Genomic DNA, 16,214 nt, shown 5'->3' with positions numbered 1-16,214 from the left:
CGCCGGAACTTGGAGCGGTCTACGCGGACAAGGTCCCGTCGAGGTAGTCCTGCACCGGCTCGAACAGCCCGTACGGCACATACTCCGGGATGTCGCCATGGGATACCCAGGCAAGCTCGGCAAGCTCCTCGGTATCGGCGACGTGAGCTGTACCGCCCAGGATCTGGCAGGCGGTGTAGGACATGAGGCGGCCCGTCTTGGGGTGAACGCGCTCGCCGAGCAGCTTGACCGCTTCCACGGTCAGCCCTGTCTCCTCCTGGGTTTCCCGTACGGCGGCGGCCTCACGTTCCTCGCCGAGCTCGACCTCCCCGGCGGGGAACTGCCAGGAGAGCTGCCCCTCGCTCACCCGGCGGCGGACCATGAGCACGCGGCCCTCGTGAACGACGATGGCGGCAGCGATGCCCGGCCGCTCGTCCGTGGTCTGCTGCTTCACGACTGCTCCTCCAAGAGGCCCGGGGTGGGTGGGAAGACCGTATCGGTGGACGTGAAACGGTCGCTGTGTTGTCAGGCCGTTCGTCTCGGGGCTTCCGCCGAAGGCGCGCACGCCAATGACCCGCCCCGGCCACGGGCTCTCGCTGCGGGGGACAGCGGGCACCAGCGTGACCGGGGCGGGGGCTTAACTACGGCGGAAGAGCCTGCTCTGGCCCCGATGCTTGCCGGTTCTCCTGCCGGGGGTCGACTGCCCCTCCTCGGCGGATTCGCTCGGCCGGGTGGAGCCGGCCGGGCGGCTCTCGTTGAAGAAGGATTGCCAGACCCGTTCCTGCAGCTCGCCGATGCAGGCGCCGCACGCGTACATCGGGGCTTGGGCCCCGGCGACTCTGGCGGGGCCGATCCACAGGACGCGCGTCCACCGCTGCCCGCAGTAGAGCCAGCAGAGTCCGTCGACCCACTCGTTGCCGTCGTCGGTGGCCGCCGGTGCGGGTAGTCCTCCTCGGGCGAACTCGGCAATCCCGGGGATCACCCTGTGCTGTAGGGCGACTTCCGTCAGCATCGCTCGTCTCCCTCCGTGATCAACGGTCCTGAGTCGCAGGAGAAGCGTCTTTCTGCTTCTCGGCTTCGGAGAACAGGAGCGTGGGCTCGGCGAGGATGTCGCGGCCGGACTCGCTCTTGTAGATCTCGTCTACGCTGCCGAACCGGGCCTCGGAGTAGTCGAGGTCCAGCAGCGCGGCGGCCTGGCGCACGGATGCCTCGTCGGGTCCTTCGATCTCCAGAAAGGTGGGAAGGTCCGGCCAGCTGTCGAAGTCGAAGGCGACCTCGCCCAGGCGCCATTCCTCGCGGTAGTTCTCCTGGTACCGGACCTCGGTGAGGCCGACCCGGCGCAGGATGTCGGCCATGGCGTGCAGGTCGGTGACCTCGGTTTCGATCTCCTTGGTGCCGTCGATCGTCGTGGCGTCGGTGACCTGCTTGAGGGTGAGCGTCGAGCGGGTGCCCTCGTCCCGCAGCCGAATCCAGGCCCCGCCGTCAAGGGAGTCGTTCTCGAAGATCTTGCGGGTGAGGAGCGTGCGGGGGAACGCCTGGACGGCACCGAGGGCGCTCAGCTTGGTCTGGAGGTCGGCGACGTCCACGGCCAGGAACTTCGCCTCGTACTCGTGCTTCATGGGGCCTTCTCTCAGAAGTGGTCGGTGAGGGTGGACGTCCGGGCCGCGAGCAGCAGGCCCATGCGGTGGGTGTGGTCGTGCAGCTGGCCGACGTGGGGCCGCTCGGTGAACTCGGTGGTGCGCAGAGTGAGCAGTACCTCCCAGTCGCCGATGAAGTGGGGGTGAAGGCGTTCCGGGGAGGTGTAGTGCTCGATCATGTGGTGGCGTCTTTCGACGGGCATCATGAACTCCGCGCCGAACACACCGCCCGGGCGGACCAGGCGCTGCATGCGGTCGACGAACTCGCCGAGCGGGCGGTGGTGGTTGGCACTGTAGTGCCACGAGCAGCTCGTCCAGACCGCGTCGCACTGCAGGCCCAGAGGTTCACCGTCCAGGAAGTCGTCCTCAACGACCTCGACGCGTTCGTGGAGTTCTTCGAGCTTCAGTCGATCGATCAGTCCCAACGCGTGGGCCTGGCTGTCACCCGGGAGGTGGACGTCGCCCCCATGGAGGGCGACCGCGTCACGTTCGACGGCGACGACGCGGTAGCCGGCGGCGGCGAGGGGCAGGACGAACTTGCCGTCGCTCGCGCCGACCACGGCGACGGTGGCGTCAGGGGCGACACGTTCCCGCAGTGTGGCGAGGAACTGCGGGAAGAACGTGAGGGTGTGCTCCCACAGGCTCTGAGTCTGCATGGGGGTGCGCTCCTTGCGTCTCGGTCTTCATGATCACTCGGAGGACCTCGTCGGGGCTGCGCCCCGTGGTGTCGACGCGATGCATCGGGAACGATGCGTAGGCGTCCGTCACTCGGTCCGTAGCGGTCTCGATCAGTGAGTCCCACCGCGACACCGGCTTGTTCCGCCCAGCGAGTCGACGCTGTCTCTCGTCGTCGTCGCAGAGGAGGTGGTACGTAGCAGGTGTCGGCAGCCAACTCGGCAGGGTGACACCGAGCCGCGATCCCAAGGCCCGGTGAGTGGTGAGGCACCGGGCGAAGTAGCTCTCGACGACGACCGGGACGCCGGCGTCGAGGTGGTGCTGGATCTCCTCGGCCGCGGTGAACAGGCCCGAGAGGTAGAAGCACATCCGTGCCTCTACGTTCGTCCGCTCGTCCAACGCCTGTCTGAGCGGCTGGTAGGGCAGCGGGACGGTAGCGACGAGGACGGCCTGCCGGGCGGCGGCGAGCATGGGCGCCAGAGTGGATTTGCCGGTGCCGCGTAATCCCTCCAGGCTCTCGAAGCGCGGGTGATCAGGCACGGCCGTACACCACGTCCGGTACCGCGAGGGTGAGCTCGTCGACGGACGAGGGCTTGTGGACGATGCGTCCTGCCGCCTTCTCGTACCAGAAGGCGTGCGCGTCCTTACCGACGGCCTTGCAGGACATGGTCAGCGCACCGCGCGGGTCGACCTCGATGCGGTCGATTTCGCGAGGACCGTCGGAGGGGGCGCACACCTGCGGGGCACCGTCCTCGGAGAGGTCCTCGTCGACGATCACCTCCAAGGGCAGATCGGCTGACGCCAGCTCGTCCCGGAGCCGGCCGTAGGCGGAAGGGGAGGTGACCAGCAGCTCGGGATGATCGGCGGCGTTGCCGACCGGCCGCAGGTGGTGGAGCTTGAGCTGCCGGACCCCGAGTTCCGCCAAGGCCCGTCCGAGGGGCAGGACTTCGGCGATGTTCCGCGAGGTGACGGTCATGGTCGCACCGGTCGGAACGCCGAGATCCCGAGCCAGCCGGAGCGCCTCCAGGGCGCTCTGGTAGCTGCCCTGCTTTCGGATGCCGTCGTTGGTCGACCCGACGCCCTCCAGCGAAACCCTGAGCAGGTCCAGGGAGGGGGCGATCTCGGTCAGACGGCGCTCGATCCGGTACCCGTTGGTGCAGATCTCGACGCGCAGGCCCAGTTCCTCCTTGGCGTGGCGGACGACCTGCGCGAGGTCCCGGTGGACGAAGGGTTCTCCGCCGAGCAGGGTCACGGCCTCGGTGCCGTACTGGTCCCGCATCAGGGTGAGAAGGTCCGCGGCTTCGTCGGCGGTGAAGGCGTCGGCGTACTGGAGCCGCTTGCCGTGGAAGCAGTGCAGGCACGTGAAGTTGCAGCGGTAGAGCAGCTGCAGGTACAGCATGCGGATCTTCTTGATCCCGGTGACTTCCTCGATCACGTCGGCTCCTTCGGCTGGTTGCCTGGTGGGAGCCTGATAGTGGCCTTCTGCTCGGGGACCTCGACACCGCGTTCGGGGACGGTCCAAGGACGTCCTGGGACGTTTTCAGTGACCTGCGAAGGACTCCAGGATGCCGAGGACACGCTTCGTGTCCGACAGGTCGGGCAGGACTTCGACGGCTCCAGCGGCGGTCAGTTCCTCCTGGGTGTGGATTCCGGAGGCGACGGCGAGGACGCCGGAGCCTGTGGTCAGAGCCGCCTCCACGTCACGAGGGGTGTCCCCCACGAGGACGGTGGGGATGTCGGCCGCAACACCATGAAGCCGTTGAGCGCGCTCGCGGGCGACAGCGACCAGGTGGGGGCGGAGTTCGGCGTCCGCTCCGTAGGCGCCAACCGGTAGATCAAGCAAGGAGTCGAGCCCGAACGCGGCAAGCTTCACACGGGCGTTGGCGGAGATGTTGCCGGTGAGCACGGAGGAGACCCAACCGGTCTGAGCCGAGGCGGCTTTCAGGGCGTCGTGCACACCGGGCAGGGCGGTCCCACGCCTGCGCAGCTCCTCCAGGCGCGCCTCCCCCGCCTGGGCGAGCGCCGTCTCGACGAAGGGCCAGTCGGGCACGGGTAGCCCTTCGCGGACGAACATGTCGCGCATGATCAGCCGATCCGTACGCCCCTCAGTACGCGCGGGCTCCGTGGGCTCCCGACCTGAGAGGGCACGAAAGGCAGCGGCGTAGATCTCCTTGCTGACCCCCGCGTTCTCGATGAGGGTGTGGTCGATGTCCCACAGGACGAAGAGCTCCATGCCGCCAGAGTAGGCAGTCCGCGAGGTTCCACTACAGCGGACTGCGTCCCAAAACGTCCTTGCGCGATCACGCCCCGTGCCGATTCGATGGCTGCTGTGAACAACCGACTGCGCACCGTGCTCGGCCAACGCGGCGTCTCGCCCGATGCACTCGCCGAGATCTGCGAGGTGGACCCCAAGACGGTCAGCCGATGGCTGGGCGGACGGATTCCCCATGCACGGCACCGCTTCCGCGTCGCGCGACACCTGCGCGTCGAGGAGACCTTTCTCTGGCCCGAGCCGTCCAAGCGTCCAGGCCGGCCGAGGGACGGGTTAGGCACCGAGCTGGTCGGCACCTACCAGAACCGGGCCAGCGTTCCCCGGGACGTATGGCTCGCACTGCTGCGAGAGGCTCGGCACGAGATCGGCGTCCTCGTCTTCTCCGGCACCTTCTTCGCCCAGTCCAACCCTCACGTCGCCAAGATGCTCTCCGAGCGCGCCGCCGACGGCGTGCGGGTGCGCCTGTGCTTCGGCGATCCCGGTGGACAGGCAGTCGCCGTACGGGGCCGCGAGGAGGGAATCGGCGACACCCTCGCCGCCAAGATCCGCGCTTCACTGACGTACTACCGTCCGCTGCTGGGCGAGGCCGGGTGCGACGTAAGACTGCACGACACCACCCTCTACACGTCCATGTTCCGCTACGACGACAACCTGCTCGTCAATCCACACATCTGGGGTCAACCGGCCAGCGCCAACCCCCTCCTGCACCTCAAGAGGGCAGGCGATACAGGGTGGTTCGACAACTACGCTGAAAGCTTCGACGCTGTCTGGGCCGCAGCGAGACAATGGGCACCCGACCAGGAGAGGACCGCCGACCATGGGCAGGACTGAGTACTACAACGACCCGTCTGCTCCGAAGGCGAACACCCTCATTCCGGCCAGCAACCTGCTCGTCGCCGACGAGACGGGCGCCATCCTCCTCCAGCGGCGCCGCGACACCGGCCAGTGGGCTCTCCCCGGCGGAGCCCAGGACATCGGCGAGACCGCGGCCGAGTGCGCGGTGCGCGAGTGCTTGGAGGAGACCGGGATCATCGCGGAGCTCACCGGGTTCCTCGGTGTCTACACCAACCCGAACCACATCGTCGCGTACACCGATGGCGAGATTCGCCAGCAGTACGAGAACACCTATATCGGCCGGCCTGTCGGCGGAGTGCCCACGATCAACGAGGAGGCCGACGGCGTCCGCTTCGTCCAGCCGGCCGACCTCGACCAGTACGACATCCACCCGAGCATGCGCCAGCAGATCGGGGACTACCTGGCCGGTACCTACCCTTACCTCGGCTGAGCCGCCAGGGCGGCTTCCACCCGCTCCACGGAGGCAAAGATCTCCGGTGCCGCCCGGCGGATGAACCGCCCGACCACGCTGTCGTCCCCGTAGCGGCTGCGGATCTCCGCGACCCGGTCCTGCGCGGTGGTTCGGTCGCCGTCGGGCGTCGTGGTCATGTCGCAGTACACGAGGGCGTCCACCAGCAGCCGCTCGTCGAGCAAGGGGAACTCCGTCGCGAGCTCCTCGCGCAACCCCCGCTCCTCGGCCTCAAGAAGCGCAAACGAGTGGTTCGCGACCAACCGCACCAGCCGCTGGTCGGCCCTGTGCTCGTCCCGAAGGAACCGGGCTCCGTCCAGCGGATGGAAACCCGTCACCGCCAGGCGCGGCGCATACCCAATGTCGTGCAGCATGGCGGCGGCGACAAGAAGACTGGCGTCTTGGTTGAGGACCTGGCCTACTTCGGCGGCGCGGTCGGCCACTCCCTGTGTATGCGCCCACCTCCGTGGAAGTGTGCAGCTGAGTTCGGCCCTCGTGATGTGCGTCGCCCAGTCCCCGATGAGATCGCCCATGTCTGGCTCTCTGCCCAGGGTGCGGTCGGCCCAAGCCACCGCATTCGATGACTACCGCGTACGTTTTCCGCCTGCGCCCCGACCCGCCGTTCTCATCTTCGTGCCTCGACGCATGACCGGAGGGGCGCCACCTACGACCTCTCCTTCCTTTCCCACTAGCCCAGCCACGTCGGCTGCCCATTGTGGGACCCCCAACAAGTGCGACCAACAGCGAGGAAGCAGCCGCCCAACTCAGCCTCGGCCGCCGCGCTCGCTCATTTCACCGTTCAGCAGCCCATGCTCGGGACGTGCGCGGGTAAGCCCCTGCGTAACCACAGCCGAATGTGTAGCGCATGGTGGGCCGCGGCTAGCACCGCTGGGGAGTTTCCGGCCTGCAGCTGGTCGGAACCATGAACGCGTGACAGGGGCAGCCCGGCGAGGTCTTGCGGTCGTGGGGCCTGTAAACAGCATCAGTGGCTACGCTCGGTGTCCGAATTGCCCAGGCCGCCGCACCGGCTCCGCATCAGCCAGGGATTTGCCTATCGATGAGACGTTCGTCCCTTTTCGTGGAGCGGGGCCTGTGGATAACCGCACGGGCTGATGCCGGCGAACTAATATAGGCCACCTCGCTGACCGCGTTCGCGGTCAGCTCAGCTGTTCCTGCCCCGACCCAGTGGACTTGTTGCGATCTTGCTGGGATGTTCGTGAGCGGAGACGGACTCGCTAACGTGTTCGAGTCCGGTCCGTCGCGAGTGCAGCCGAGCGCGCGGCGGGCGGTGCGCACGTATGGAGGACGAATGGCCAAGCTTCAGGTTGCCGAGATCTGCGCAGGTGCTGGCGGGCAGGCTCTGGGGTTGGAGCGCGCCGGATTCGAGCACGCTGTTGCCGTGGAGCTCGATCCAAGGGCCGCGGAAACCCTGAAAAGCAACATGCCGGGCTGCGATGTACGCACCGGGGACGTGGCCGACCGGTCGGTTTGGGACCCTGAGGAGTTCTGTACCGAGCACGGCACCCCCGACCTGATTGCCGGTGGCGTGCCCTGCCCGCCCTTCACTATTGCAGGCAAGCAGCTTGGCGCTGCTGACGAGCGAGACCTGTTCGCTTGGGCTGTCGGTCTCGCTGAGAGGGTGAGGCCCAAGGCCCTCCTCCTGGAGAACGTGCGAGGGCTCAGCGCGAACCGTTTCGCAGCCTACCGACAGAACGTCCTGGACACGCTGCAAGACGCTGGCTACGTAGCGCAGTGGGAGCTCTTCCACGCTGCGGACTTCGGCGTACCGCAGCTGCGCCCGCGGTTCGTCCTTGTGGCGCTCCAGCGCGAGTACGCACCCTATTTTGCCTGGCCGAAGCCTCTGGAAGGCGAGCGTCGGAAGGTCGGCGAGACGCTCTACGACCTCATGGCCGCCCGCGGCTGGAAAGGCGCTGAGAAGTGGGCTGAGGGTGCTAACGACATTGCGCCGACCATCGTCGGTGGTTCCAAAAAGCACGGCGGGGCGGACCTGGGGCCTACCCGTGCCAAGGCGGCCTGGGCGAAGCTCGGGGTCGATGCTCATGGTGTGGCGGACGAAGCGCCCGGCGAGGACTGGGAGCCTGCCGAGGGGAAGCCCGGGCCGAAGCTCACGGTAGAGATGGTCTCCCGCATCCAGGGATGGAAGCCCGAGGACAAGTGGGTCTTCGCAGGGAGGAAGACCAGCCAGTACCGTCAGGTCGGGAATGCTTTCCCTCCGCCTGTGGCTGAGGCCATCGGCCGGTCTATCGCCCGCGCGCTGAACAAGAAGGGTGTCCCGGCGGCGTTGGTCGAGGACACCGAGACGGTGCACGACCCTGTGTACAAACTGCTCCGCGCGGAGGCCGAGAAGCAGAGGTTCATCGGTATCACCCAGATCATCGGCCGCTTGGAGAAGGCGGGCAAGCGACTGTCTGAACCCGAGGTCGAGCGGCACATTGCGCATCTCGAAAGGGACTTCGAGATCCGGAGGGAGCAGCGTTCCGGCGGCACGTACGCGTACAGCCTCGGCGAATTCAAGGCGTTCGTCGGCCAGGAGGGGCACCAGCGACACGAGCTCTTCTCGCTGAACCAGGCGAAGATCAGCTGACCCCCAAGGGCGTGTTCGAAGGCGGGCGCGGTGTCCGCCGGGCCTAATGGGACCGCCGCGACCCAACTGCCGCCTGCCGCCGAGACTTCACCGCGTCAATAACGGTCTCGGCGCATGCCTCGGGATCGAGGTGCTCCCAGAAGCGCATCACGAGCCAGCCCTCGTCCGCCAGGCGCTGGTCGGTGTCCCGGTCGCGCTGGACATTCCGCCCGATCTTGTCTTCCCAGTACGGACGGTTGGTCTTCGGCATGACGAAGTGGTCAGGGCAGCCGTGCCAAAAACATCCGTCGATGAAGACAGCTACCTTTACGGGGCGGAAGACCATGTCGGCTGTGCGCCGCATCTTCGGCAAGGGCTTGGCCGCTACCCGGTAGCGCAGCCCCGCTGCGTGGACGAGTGACCGCAGCAGTAGTTCCGGAGCCGTGTCGCGGCTCCGGTTGCCCAGCATGCTGCGTCGGTTTGCGGCTGACGAAGCCCACGACCCCTCGGGTGGGACCCACGGTCCCGCCCGAGTCCCCGACTCCGGCACCGCGCCGGGTTCGCTGCGTCCGTTCATATTTCCGGCAGTCTCGGTACTGTCTCTTCGGGGTCGTCGGCCATGGCCAGGACCCACTCCTGTCCGTCCAGCTCTACTGTCGGGACCCCTACGTGGTGGGCCCGTGCAGGGGTCAGGCGGGCACTGACAGATTCACCGGGGCCGGGAACCGGCAGCCCCAAGGCTTCGGCAATGCGCCCGTGGCGGGTGTAGTGACCCAAGATCACTATTCCGTGGCGCTGGAGCCTGGAGCGCGATCCGCCGTTGTAGCGGATGCGCTTCATGTAGTCCTCCTGCATAGCCACCGTAGCAACGACGTTACGGCTGACCCGGCGCCCTTGCGCCCGGAGGAACAGCTCGTCCACGCGGCGCTGGCCGCTCTTGTGGGAGAAGACAGCTGTGATGTCCGCCGGGGAGAGGCGCAGCAGCATGTTCTCCTGGAGGGGCGCGTCGCGGAACAGCCATCGCACTGCGGCCCGCCCGGCCGCGTTCAGTGTCTTCTTAGCGTCGCGGTTGCCGCCGTTGTTGAGCCGCTCGGGCAACGCCCGTACGAGTCCCACCGACCACTTGGACTGCTCGTCGCTGGCCCAGACAACGAGCAGCAGGTGCCCGTGGGCTTCGGGCGGGATCATCCACTGGCCGAGGGTCTGGGAGTACTTGCAGTCGACGTCTGACCCGACGATCGAGTAGTCCATGCTGGCGCCGTCCGCGAAGCCGAACTCGCGCTGCACATTGATCTCGATCAAGGTCCCCAGGTGGGCCTTCTCGGTCTTGAAGAGCTGGTCCCAGCGGAAGCGCCCGGTGTGCTGGCCGTCCAGCAACATGTCGATGCTGCGGCGGACCGCGCCAGCGAACCGGCTGCCGTCCGGGTCCGCGCGAAGAATCTCCTCGGCCACCGCCTCCAAGGCCGGGTCGTCGCTCTCACTGACTGGCCACAGGTGTGCCTGCACGCTGATCGTTTCGCCGTCCACAGCGGGACTCTATCGGCACAGGATGCGCCGGGGCAGTCGGTTGCGGGGCGGTGCTGGCAGACTGCTAGGCGTGATACGCGAACCAGCGGAACTCTTGGTCGGTGATGAGGGGCAGGTCGTACTCCCTCTCGGCCTCCTAGCGGAGGCAGGGTTCGATGCAGGCAGCCGCCTTCTCGCTTTCAGCGACGGCGACGGCCGTATCGTGCTGCAGCGGGAAGCGGACGCCATTGAGCGGCTTCTCGGTGAGGGCACGCTTTGACGGGTACCGGAGCGCTTGCGGTGCCCGCTACGCCGGGCGCCCACTGAGATGCTCCAGCAGCGCTTGGACGTCGGCTGAGTTCATCCCTGCGGCCAGCGGGGCCTCGTCCTCCGGGTCAGCGAGCTGCTGCACCTCGGGGTCGTCGAGGATGCTGCCCATGAACTCCAGCTTCTCTGCGAGCCGCATGGAGACGACATCATCGACACTCCCCATTGCAGTGAGGACGGTGACCCGCGTCTCCGTGTCCGGGGCGAGGCCAAGGCGATGGATGCGGTCCAGGCTCTGGAGGAACCGGCCTGCCTGGAAGTCGCGGTCGACGTACACGGCGTCATGGCAGACCTGGTGGAGGCTGATGCCCTCGCCCAGGGTCGCCGGGTTGGAGATGAGGACGCTGCAATCCGGATCCTCGCGGAAGCGGCGCAGCTCCTCCTCCCGGTCGGGGGTCCCCCCGTGCACTGCGGCGGGCTGGAACGGTGCGAGCAGCGCTTGTAGTGACGTGATGCTTCGGACGAAGCCCGTCCACACCAAGGTCTTCCGGCCGGCCGCGGCATTGGCGGAGACGATTGACAATGTCTCCGTGTACTTGGGCGGTAGCTCGTAATCGGGGAGCTTGTGGAGGAGGGCCGCAAGCGAGTCCCCCTCCGGGACATCCAAGGGCGGGACGCGGAAGCTCAGCGGCTCGTAGCGGGTCGAGCCGCCGACTAGGAGCGCTGGACTCGTCGCGGCCATGAGCAGACGCAGGACTGCCTTGCCGAATGCCTCGAAATCACCCCGGTCGGCCGCTGCACGCGGAGAGAACTTGCCGATCAAGGCGTCGTAGATCTCACGGTGCAGGGGGGGCATGCTGAGCGGGCGGACGCGCAAGTCGACAGGCGGAAGCCCCAGCTCTGCCTTCGTCGTCCGGGTGTAGAGGGGGCGCAGTACCTGGCTTGCATGGGCTAGGTCGCCACCGTCTACCGCCTGGGTGACCACGCGTCGCCCGTGGCCAGGCCAGACGAAGGACAGCAGGTTCTCCAGATCCTTCGCCCCGTTCGGCGCCGGGGTGCCGCTAAGGATCATGCGCACGCGGCTGAGTGGGCCCAGCGCCATGCAGGCCGCGCCGTAGACACCCGCGCCGCCGAGCTTCATGCGGTGCGCCTCGTCAAGGATGAGCATGGTCGGGGCCGCTTTCAGCCACTGCGACAGGCCGGCGAGCGCACGGTCCAGCCGCTCGTAGTTGAGAAGGAGGATGTCCGCTGCCGGAGGCACCGACTTGCCAAGTACCTGTATGTCCAGAGGCGAGGAGAAGCACTCCTGCGCCTCCAGTTGCCACGCCTCGTAGGCCGATTTCGGACTGACTACCAGGATGCGGTTGACCGCGCCCTGCTCCCGCAGAGCCGAGAATACGGCCAGCGAGGTGCGGGTCTTTCCGGCACCCGGCACGCTGAAGTTGGCCCCGTGGCCGACCGAGAGCAGCCGGGCGATGTCCCGGAGCTGGAAGGGGGTGAGCGGTCCTGTCCAGGCATCGCCCAGCAGGGCTGGCACGTCATCCGGGGCAACACTCTCCTCGCCCGGCGTGCCGTTCAGCAGCCGATCCGCCGTCTCCGCGGTGTCGAGCATCTCGCTGACGAGGAGGCGGAAGTCGTCCTCCCAGACCACGCTCTCGGGCTGCGGCCATTCGGCTAGGGAGCCGATACTGGCCAGGAAGCTGTCCAGGGGGACAGCGGCGGACAGCCGGTCGGTCATCCGGCCGCTGGGGAAGCTGGCGATCATCTGCCCCAACTCGCCGCGCCACTCGGGCACGGTCCTGAGCGCCGCTTGGGTGCGTGTGGGGTCGAAGCCGATCACCAGGCTGGGCTGGCTGCCCACTCAGCGCGCCTTTTCTGTAGCTTCGAGAAGCCAGGCCAAGCCGTCGCCGGGCTCGCCAACAGTCCGCCGAGCTTCGATCGCCAGCTTCTCCAGTCTCTTCCGCAGTTCGACGATGGCATCGTCGAAGGCTTCTTCATCGAGGCTTCGCTGCGAGCGGGACAGGACCAGGTCCGTGACGCACTGCTCGATGCTGCGGTTCGCGTCTGCGAGGCGAGCAGGAGCGGCTTGCTTGCGCTTGGTGATGCGGGCGTCGCGGCCGGCGTCGGTGATGGCTTCGTCCATCGCTTTGTGCATGCGCCTGACCTCGTCCTGCGCCGCAGCGACTACCTCCGCCGGTGCGGAGCTACCGGCTTGGGTGACCGCCCGAGCGTGGAGGACGACGTCTGTCAGGGCTCTGGCAGCTGAGACGGCTGGGCTGGGGCCCTGTACCGCACGCCCCAGGCCCGGGATCGCTACACCCCCGTGGGACGGAGCAGGGTCGGGGGCCAACCCGTCTGGCAGCTTCTCCGAGAGGTACGTGTTACGGAACTTGTCATCGATAAAGCGCACGTCTGTCTTGGCGAAGCCCATGAGCATGGCGGCCAGGCGGTTCTCCACGAGCAGATCGGCCCGCTCGGGGTTGACGGCGTACTGCTTCTCGTAGGCGCGATGCAGCTCGCGGAACTTCTCCGCATGCTCTTCGAACGCGACCAGGGACAGTCGCTCGCCGGAGGTCGCACTGCGCTTGATCAATTGGCGGATGATGGACAGCACCCACTGGTCCTGCCGGACCCGCTTAGCCGTGGTGCGGAAGGTGGTCGCGATCGCCGCGAGCGGGGTGCCCTGATCGGCCAGTTCTTCCACGGCGAGGAGCCGGTTGATGTAGGAGTAGTCCCGCCGGTGCTCCTTGCGCAGCTGCAGCGAGAGCTCGACGGCGGCCACGTCCTGCCAGTCGCATGAAGAGGGCAGCACAGCCACGCGCATGGGGTGGTTCGGACCGTGGAGCTCCAGGAGCGCGGCGCGCCGGGTGTTGCCGTTGACGAGGACGCCCTCGTGGGTGATCAACCCAGGCTCGGTCTGTCCGAACTCCTTGAGACTTGCGGTGAGCTCGTCGAACGCGGGATCGGTCTTCGCCGGATCGGCGGGAACTACCTGCAGCAGACGCCCCAGGTACCGCTGAGCGTCCGCGTTCCACGGGTCCGTTTCGAGTAGCTCGGACTTCTTGGGATCGTGATCGGCCTGCGCTCGGATCCGATGGGTGGCCGGGTTGTAGTAGAGGTCGCCGACCTGCATCTCGACCACTTCGAGGTGCTCCGGCTTGCCCCGCCACTCGACGGTGAACGTCTCGCGGGTGCCTCCGCCGGCCGCGCTCTCCGCCAGCCGGGCCTCAACGGTGGCCCGGTTCTCCTCAGCCCTGGGCGGCAGCCCGTAATCCTTGGCCATGTCCGCTGTCCTCGCTCCTGCCTCTGCTCGTCCTGCTTCGAATGCCCTCCGCGCCTGCCGGATGCTCAGTCGACGCCCAGCTCTTTGCGCAAATGGGCGCGCGACTCCTCGGGCAGGGACCGGTAGTCGCTCCAGAGCTGCTCCAGTCGGCTGAACTGGCGCTCGTCGGCTTCTATCCAGCCGGACAGTACCTCGCGCTCGATGGAGCTGAGTCCGGCGGCTTCCTCAAGGACTCGGCCCAGGTCCGCGACCAGTTCCCTGCCACCGATGCGGCACCGCTTGCACTCGGTGATCAGCTCAGTGGCCTTGGACCCGCCAGGCTTCAGAACTTCACGCCGCGCGATGTCCAGCTGTGCCGCTTCGTACGTGCCGGCGTAAGTCTCGCCGGGAACGATGCCGCAGGAACGGCACATGTTGCCATCCTGCTGGAGGACCTCACGTCGGCGTCCTGTGCCGATGGCTGTGGTGCCGGTCTTCCGGGTGGCTCGGCCGGGCTCCCATACCGGGTCGCCGCGCTTCACGAAACGCTGCTCGTGGGAGTCGAGGTCCGCGTCCTCCCTGTTTGTGTCGATTCGCCACCCGAAGTCGCGGAGATCACGCATGCGCCGATCCACCTGGGACACCCCGGGGAAGGCGTCGCGCAGCGCCTCCTTGGTGAAGGGCTGCCCCTCGCCGACCTCCGACACGAGCCAGAGGGCGACCCGCTTCATCGTTCCGAGGCTGTCATCGCGCCACGACGGCGTCATAGTGCCTCCATTTCATGCCGTACTTCCGGGTGCAGCCCTGAAGACGCATCACGGGCCACGATTCCTACCCATTATTAGCACAAGTGGCGTCGCCGGTTCTAGTGGTTTCGGATCTTTACGCTTTCCGGCAGAGTAAAGATCCGTTTTGCCCCTTAAGTGGTCATTTTTGAGCACATTGAAGCCGCTGTCATAAATACACCCGCGTAATAATGTCGGACGGCTCTGCGGCACGGAAAGGAAGGGGTAGGGTTCTGGCGATCACGTAAACCCTGGTGGTCTCCGGCGAGCGAGAGGCTCCTTTGTATGCCGTCACTCGGATCGATCAAAAACTCCTGCGTGGACGAGGCCACGGAGGGGGTGAAGGCTTTCGCGCTCGCTTTCCGGGAGGTGCTGCCCCGGTTCCTCCCTGGGGCGACCATGGCTGAGAAGGCGCAGGCTCTCGGCGTCTCACCCTCCCTGCTCTCGCACTGGCTGCACGGGAGGAGGCTGCCCCGCCCCGAGGTCCTCTTGGTCTTGAGGCAGCTGGTGCGATCTGCGCAGATCGCCGGGGCGGATCGTCTGGGCGAGGACCTCGCGCGCGTAGAGCGCCTCTTGCTGATGGCGCGGTGCTCGCCTTGTGCCGACTGCGCGAGCGCATGCTCATGTGGTGGCGGGCGCGCGGGGCGGGACCGGCGCAACAGTGGAGGCAGCCAGCCTGCCGAGGGGGACCGGCGCAACAGCGCGGCTGCCGACAAGCCGGAATGCGGTATTCCGGATTCCCTTGCCGCACTTCCCCTGGCGGCCCGGACCGCCCTCCTGTGGAACCTCGGTGCGACACTTCCCGAGGACGAGTGCGGCTCCCTGGTGTCAGAGCTGAGTCGAAATCGGATGAAACCTGAAATAGAGGTACTTCTGAGGTCGGCGGAGTCTACGGGCCGGGATACCGTAAAGATCGCGCTTGCCGCTCTTGGGTGTGATTAGGATTAGATGGAGCGGCGCAGGTGCATTTGTCGACCCCTGGAGGGGCTACTCTGTGACTGTCGAATCGCCGGGCTCTCGTAGCCGGGCATTCGGTGGCGGTTGTCGCGCGCCGCCGTACCAGTAAAAGCAGGAGAGGTCGGACGAAAGGCTTCCGAACCGTGTCCAACCTCCCCTGAAGGAAACGCCCTGCTTCGAATCAAAGAAGAGAAGGAGTTCCCTCCTGTGAATTATACGTCCCCCCTGGCCAAGGGTGCCAGGAAGATCAAGGCTGTCTGGACGCGCCGCGTCGAGGCGATCCGGGTGCGCCAAGGCGGTTCCGGCGGGTTCATCGCCTGGTGCTCGTGGCGCAAGATCCTGAGTCGGCTGCGCTTCCTCCGCTGGGCGCTCACCGTCCAGGCTCTCAAGGGTGCCGCCTACGCCGGCGGTGCCCTCGCGATCCAGATCATCGCTGCGCGGTTCTTCATCCGCTGACGCCGCCGACCTGCCGGCAGCAGGCCCCGGGGCCCTGTGCCGCGTGAGCATTGCGTGAGCGGACTGTGCGGCAGCAGGCGGCATCCAGCGATGCGCTTGAGGGTGCCGCCTGCCCGCGACCTGCGGAAACAGCACCTGCCGGCATGTGTCGGCAGGTGCTGTCACGATTCCACCAGCCCTCGTAATGCGTAGGTCTCGGGTTCGAATCCCGAAGGCGGCTCAGTCGAACCCCAGGTCACATAAACTCGTGACCTGGGGTTTCTGTTGCTCGGGGCATGGCGCGTCACACCGTAACGCGGCTTCCCGGCACCCCGCGCTGCCCGCGCGTGTGGGGATACGGCTGCTGCGCGACGCCGACACCGCGCAGAGCGCGGCCCAGGCTCCGGCCCTGTCCCTGCCCGTCGTGGAGGAGACGCTCCGGCTGATTCAACGTCCGCCCGATGCCGCTCGTGCGGGGTGGGAACGTGAACCCGTACGCGTGAAGCATCTGTGAATACCCTGTGGAAACAGTGTCCTAGGGCCCCCTTATGC

Annotated in this window: 18 protein-coding genes; 5 read left to right on the top strand and 13 right to left on the bottom strand. The window is 67.0% G+C overall.

Annotated features, from left to right (window positions below; translation table 11 throughout):
- Positions 1-19: 19 nt before the first annotated feature.
- From ABZ154_RS11960 to ABZ154_RS11930, 7 genes are all read right to left on the bottom strand, one after another.
- Positions 20-433, bottom strand: coding sequence for an NUDIX hydrolase (locus ABZ154_RS11960; RefSeq protein ID WP_356831481.1), 414 nt, complete (start codon positions 431-433; stop codon positions 20-22).
- Positions 434-616: 183 nt separating this feature from the next.
- Positions 617-991 carry a hypothetical protein gene (locus tag ABZ154_RS11955; protein WP_356831479.1) on the bottom strand — a complete coding sequence of 125 codons (375 nt, stop codon included), beginning with the start codon at positions 989-991 and terminating at the stop codon, positions 617-619.
- 19 nt (positions 992-1,010) lie between these two features.
- Positions 1,011-1,598: a class IV adenylate cyclase gene (locus ABZ154_RS11950; RefSeq protein ID WP_356831477.1), complete on the bottom strand. Its 588-nt coding sequence runs from the start codon at positions 1,596-1,598 to the stop codon at positions 1,011-1,013.
- A gap of 11 nt (positions 1,599-1,609) precedes the next feature.
- Positions 1,610-2,272, bottom strand: a complete 663-nt coding sequence (locus ABZ154_RS11945; RefSeq protein WP_128818216.1) for a class I SAM-dependent methyltransferase — start codon at positions 2,270-2,272, stop codon at positions 1,610-1,612.
- Complete coding sequence (locus ABZ154_RS11940; RefSeq protein ID WP_356831475.1) at positions 2,190-2,762, bottom strand: hypothetical protein; 573 nt, start codon at positions 2,760-2,762, stop codon at positions 2,190-2,192. Before ABZ154_RS11940 ends, ABZ154_RS11945 begins: the two co-directional genes overlap by 83 nt.
- 61 nt (positions 2,763-2,823) lie before the next feature.
- Positions 2,824-3,726: a radical SAM protein gene (locus ABZ154_RS11935; RefSeq protein ID WP_356831473.1), complete on the bottom strand. Its 903-nt coding sequence runs from the start codon at positions 3,724-3,726 to the stop codon at positions 2,824-2,826.
- Between the two features lie 105 nt (positions 3,727-3,831).
- Entirely contained in the window at positions 3,832-4,524 is a 693-nt protein-coding gene (locus ABZ154_RS11930; protein WP_356831471.1) for a haloacid dehalogenase-like hydrolase, read from the bottom strand.
- 96 nt (positions 4,525-4,620) lie between these two features.
- Between ABZ154_RS11930 and ABZ154_RS11925 the strand changes: the two genes are divergently transcribed.
- Both ABZ154_RS11925 and ABZ154_RS11920 read left to right on the top strand, forming a co-directional pair.
- Positions 4,621-5,394 carry an XRE family transcriptional regulator gene (locus ABZ154_RS11925; protein ID WP_356831469.1) on the top strand — a complete coding sequence of 258 codons (774 nt, stop codon included), beginning with the start codon at positions 4,621-4,623 and terminating at the stop codon, positions 5,392-5,394.
- Entirely contained in the window at positions 5,381-5,848 is a 468-nt protein-coding gene (locus tag ABZ154_RS11920; RefSeq protein WP_007493464.1) for an NUDIX domain-containing protein, read from the top strand. The genes ABZ154_RS11925 and ABZ154_RS11920 overlap by 14 nt, the downstream gene beginning before the upstream one ends.
- Here the strand turns inward: ABZ154_RS11920 and ABZ154_RS11915 are convergent.
- Entirely contained in the window at positions 5,836-6,399 is a 564-nt protein-coding gene (locus ABZ154_RS11915; protein WP_356831467.1) for an HD domain-containing protein, read from the bottom strand. The genes ABZ154_RS11920 and ABZ154_RS11915 overlap by 13 nt on opposite strands.
- Positions 6,400-7,175: 776 nt before the next feature.
- Here ABZ154_RS11915 and dcm point away from each other — a divergent pair.
- Positions 7,176-8,471 (top strand): DNA (cytosine-5-)-methyltransferase, encoded by a 1,296-nt coding sequence (gene dcm, locus ABZ154_RS11910; protein WP_356831465.1) that lies wholly within the window; start codon positions 7,176-7,178, stop codon positions 8,469-8,471.
- Between the two features lie 43 nt (positions 8,472-8,514).
- On the opposite strand, the gene ABZ154_RS11905 is transcribed toward dcm, so the two are convergent.
- The gene (locus ABZ154_RS11905) at positions 8,515-9,027 is read right to left on the bottom strand and encodes a very short patch repair endonuclease (RefSeq protein ID WP_131544734.1); all 513 of its coding nucleotides are present in this window, start codon (positions 9,025-9,027) and stop codon (positions 8,515-8,517) included.
- Positions 9,024-9,977, bottom strand: coding sequence for a NaeI family type II restriction endonuclease (locus tag ABZ154_RS11900; protein WP_356831463.1), 954 nt, complete (start codon positions 9,975-9,977; stop codon positions 9,024-9,026). Before ABZ154_RS11900 ends, ABZ154_RS11905 begins: the two co-directional genes overlap by 4 nt.
- 70 nt (positions 9,978-10,047) lie before the next feature.
- Between ABZ154_RS11900 and ABZ154_RS11895 the strand changes: the two genes are divergently transcribed.
- On the top strand, positions 10,048-10,236 hold the full coding sequence (locus ABZ154_RS11895) for an AbrB/MazE/SpoVT family DNA-binding domain-containing protein (RefSeq protein WP_356831461.1): 189 nt from the start codon (positions 10,048-10,050) through the stop codon (positions 10,234-10,236).
- Between the two features lie 27 nt (positions 10,237-10,263).
- Here ABZ154_RS11895 and ABZ154_RS11890 read toward each other — a convergent pair whose 3' ends face one another.
- The 3 genes from ABZ154_RS11890 to ABZ154_RS11880 form a co-directional block, all read right to left on the bottom strand.
- Complete coding sequence (locus ABZ154_RS11890; protein WP_356831459.1) at positions 10,264-12,084, bottom strand: SNF2-related protein; 1,821 nt, start codon at positions 12,082-12,084, stop codon at positions 10,264-10,266.
- Positions 12,085-13,506: a transcriptional regulator gene (locus ABZ154_RS11885; protein WP_356831457.1), complete on the bottom strand. Its 1,422-nt coding sequence runs from the start codon at positions 13,504-13,506 to the stop codon at positions 12,085-12,087.
- A 65-nt stretch (positions 13,507-13,571) separates the two neighbouring features.
- Positions 13,572-14,252: a hypothetical protein gene (locus tag ABZ154_RS11880; protein WP_356831455.1), complete on the bottom strand. Its 681-nt coding sequence runs from the start codon at positions 14,250-14,252 to the stop codon at positions 13,572-13,574.
- Positions 14,253-15,434: 1,182 nt separating this feature from the next.
- Between ABZ154_RS11880 and ABZ154_RS11875 the strand changes: the two genes are divergently transcribed.
- Entirely contained in the window at positions 15,435-15,683 is a 249-nt protein-coding gene (locus ABZ154_RS11875) for a hypothetical protein (RefSeq protein ID WP_164364315.1), read from the top strand.
- The last annotated feature ends 531 nt before the right edge of the window (positions 15,684-16,214 follow it).

The organism is Streptomyces sp. NPDC006261 (genome assembly GCF_040613515.1).
Classification (GTDB): Bacteria; Actinomycetota; Actinomycetes; order Streptomycetales; family Streptomycetaceae; genus Streptomyces.
This window is presented reverse-complemented; position numbering and strand designations above follow the sequence as displayed.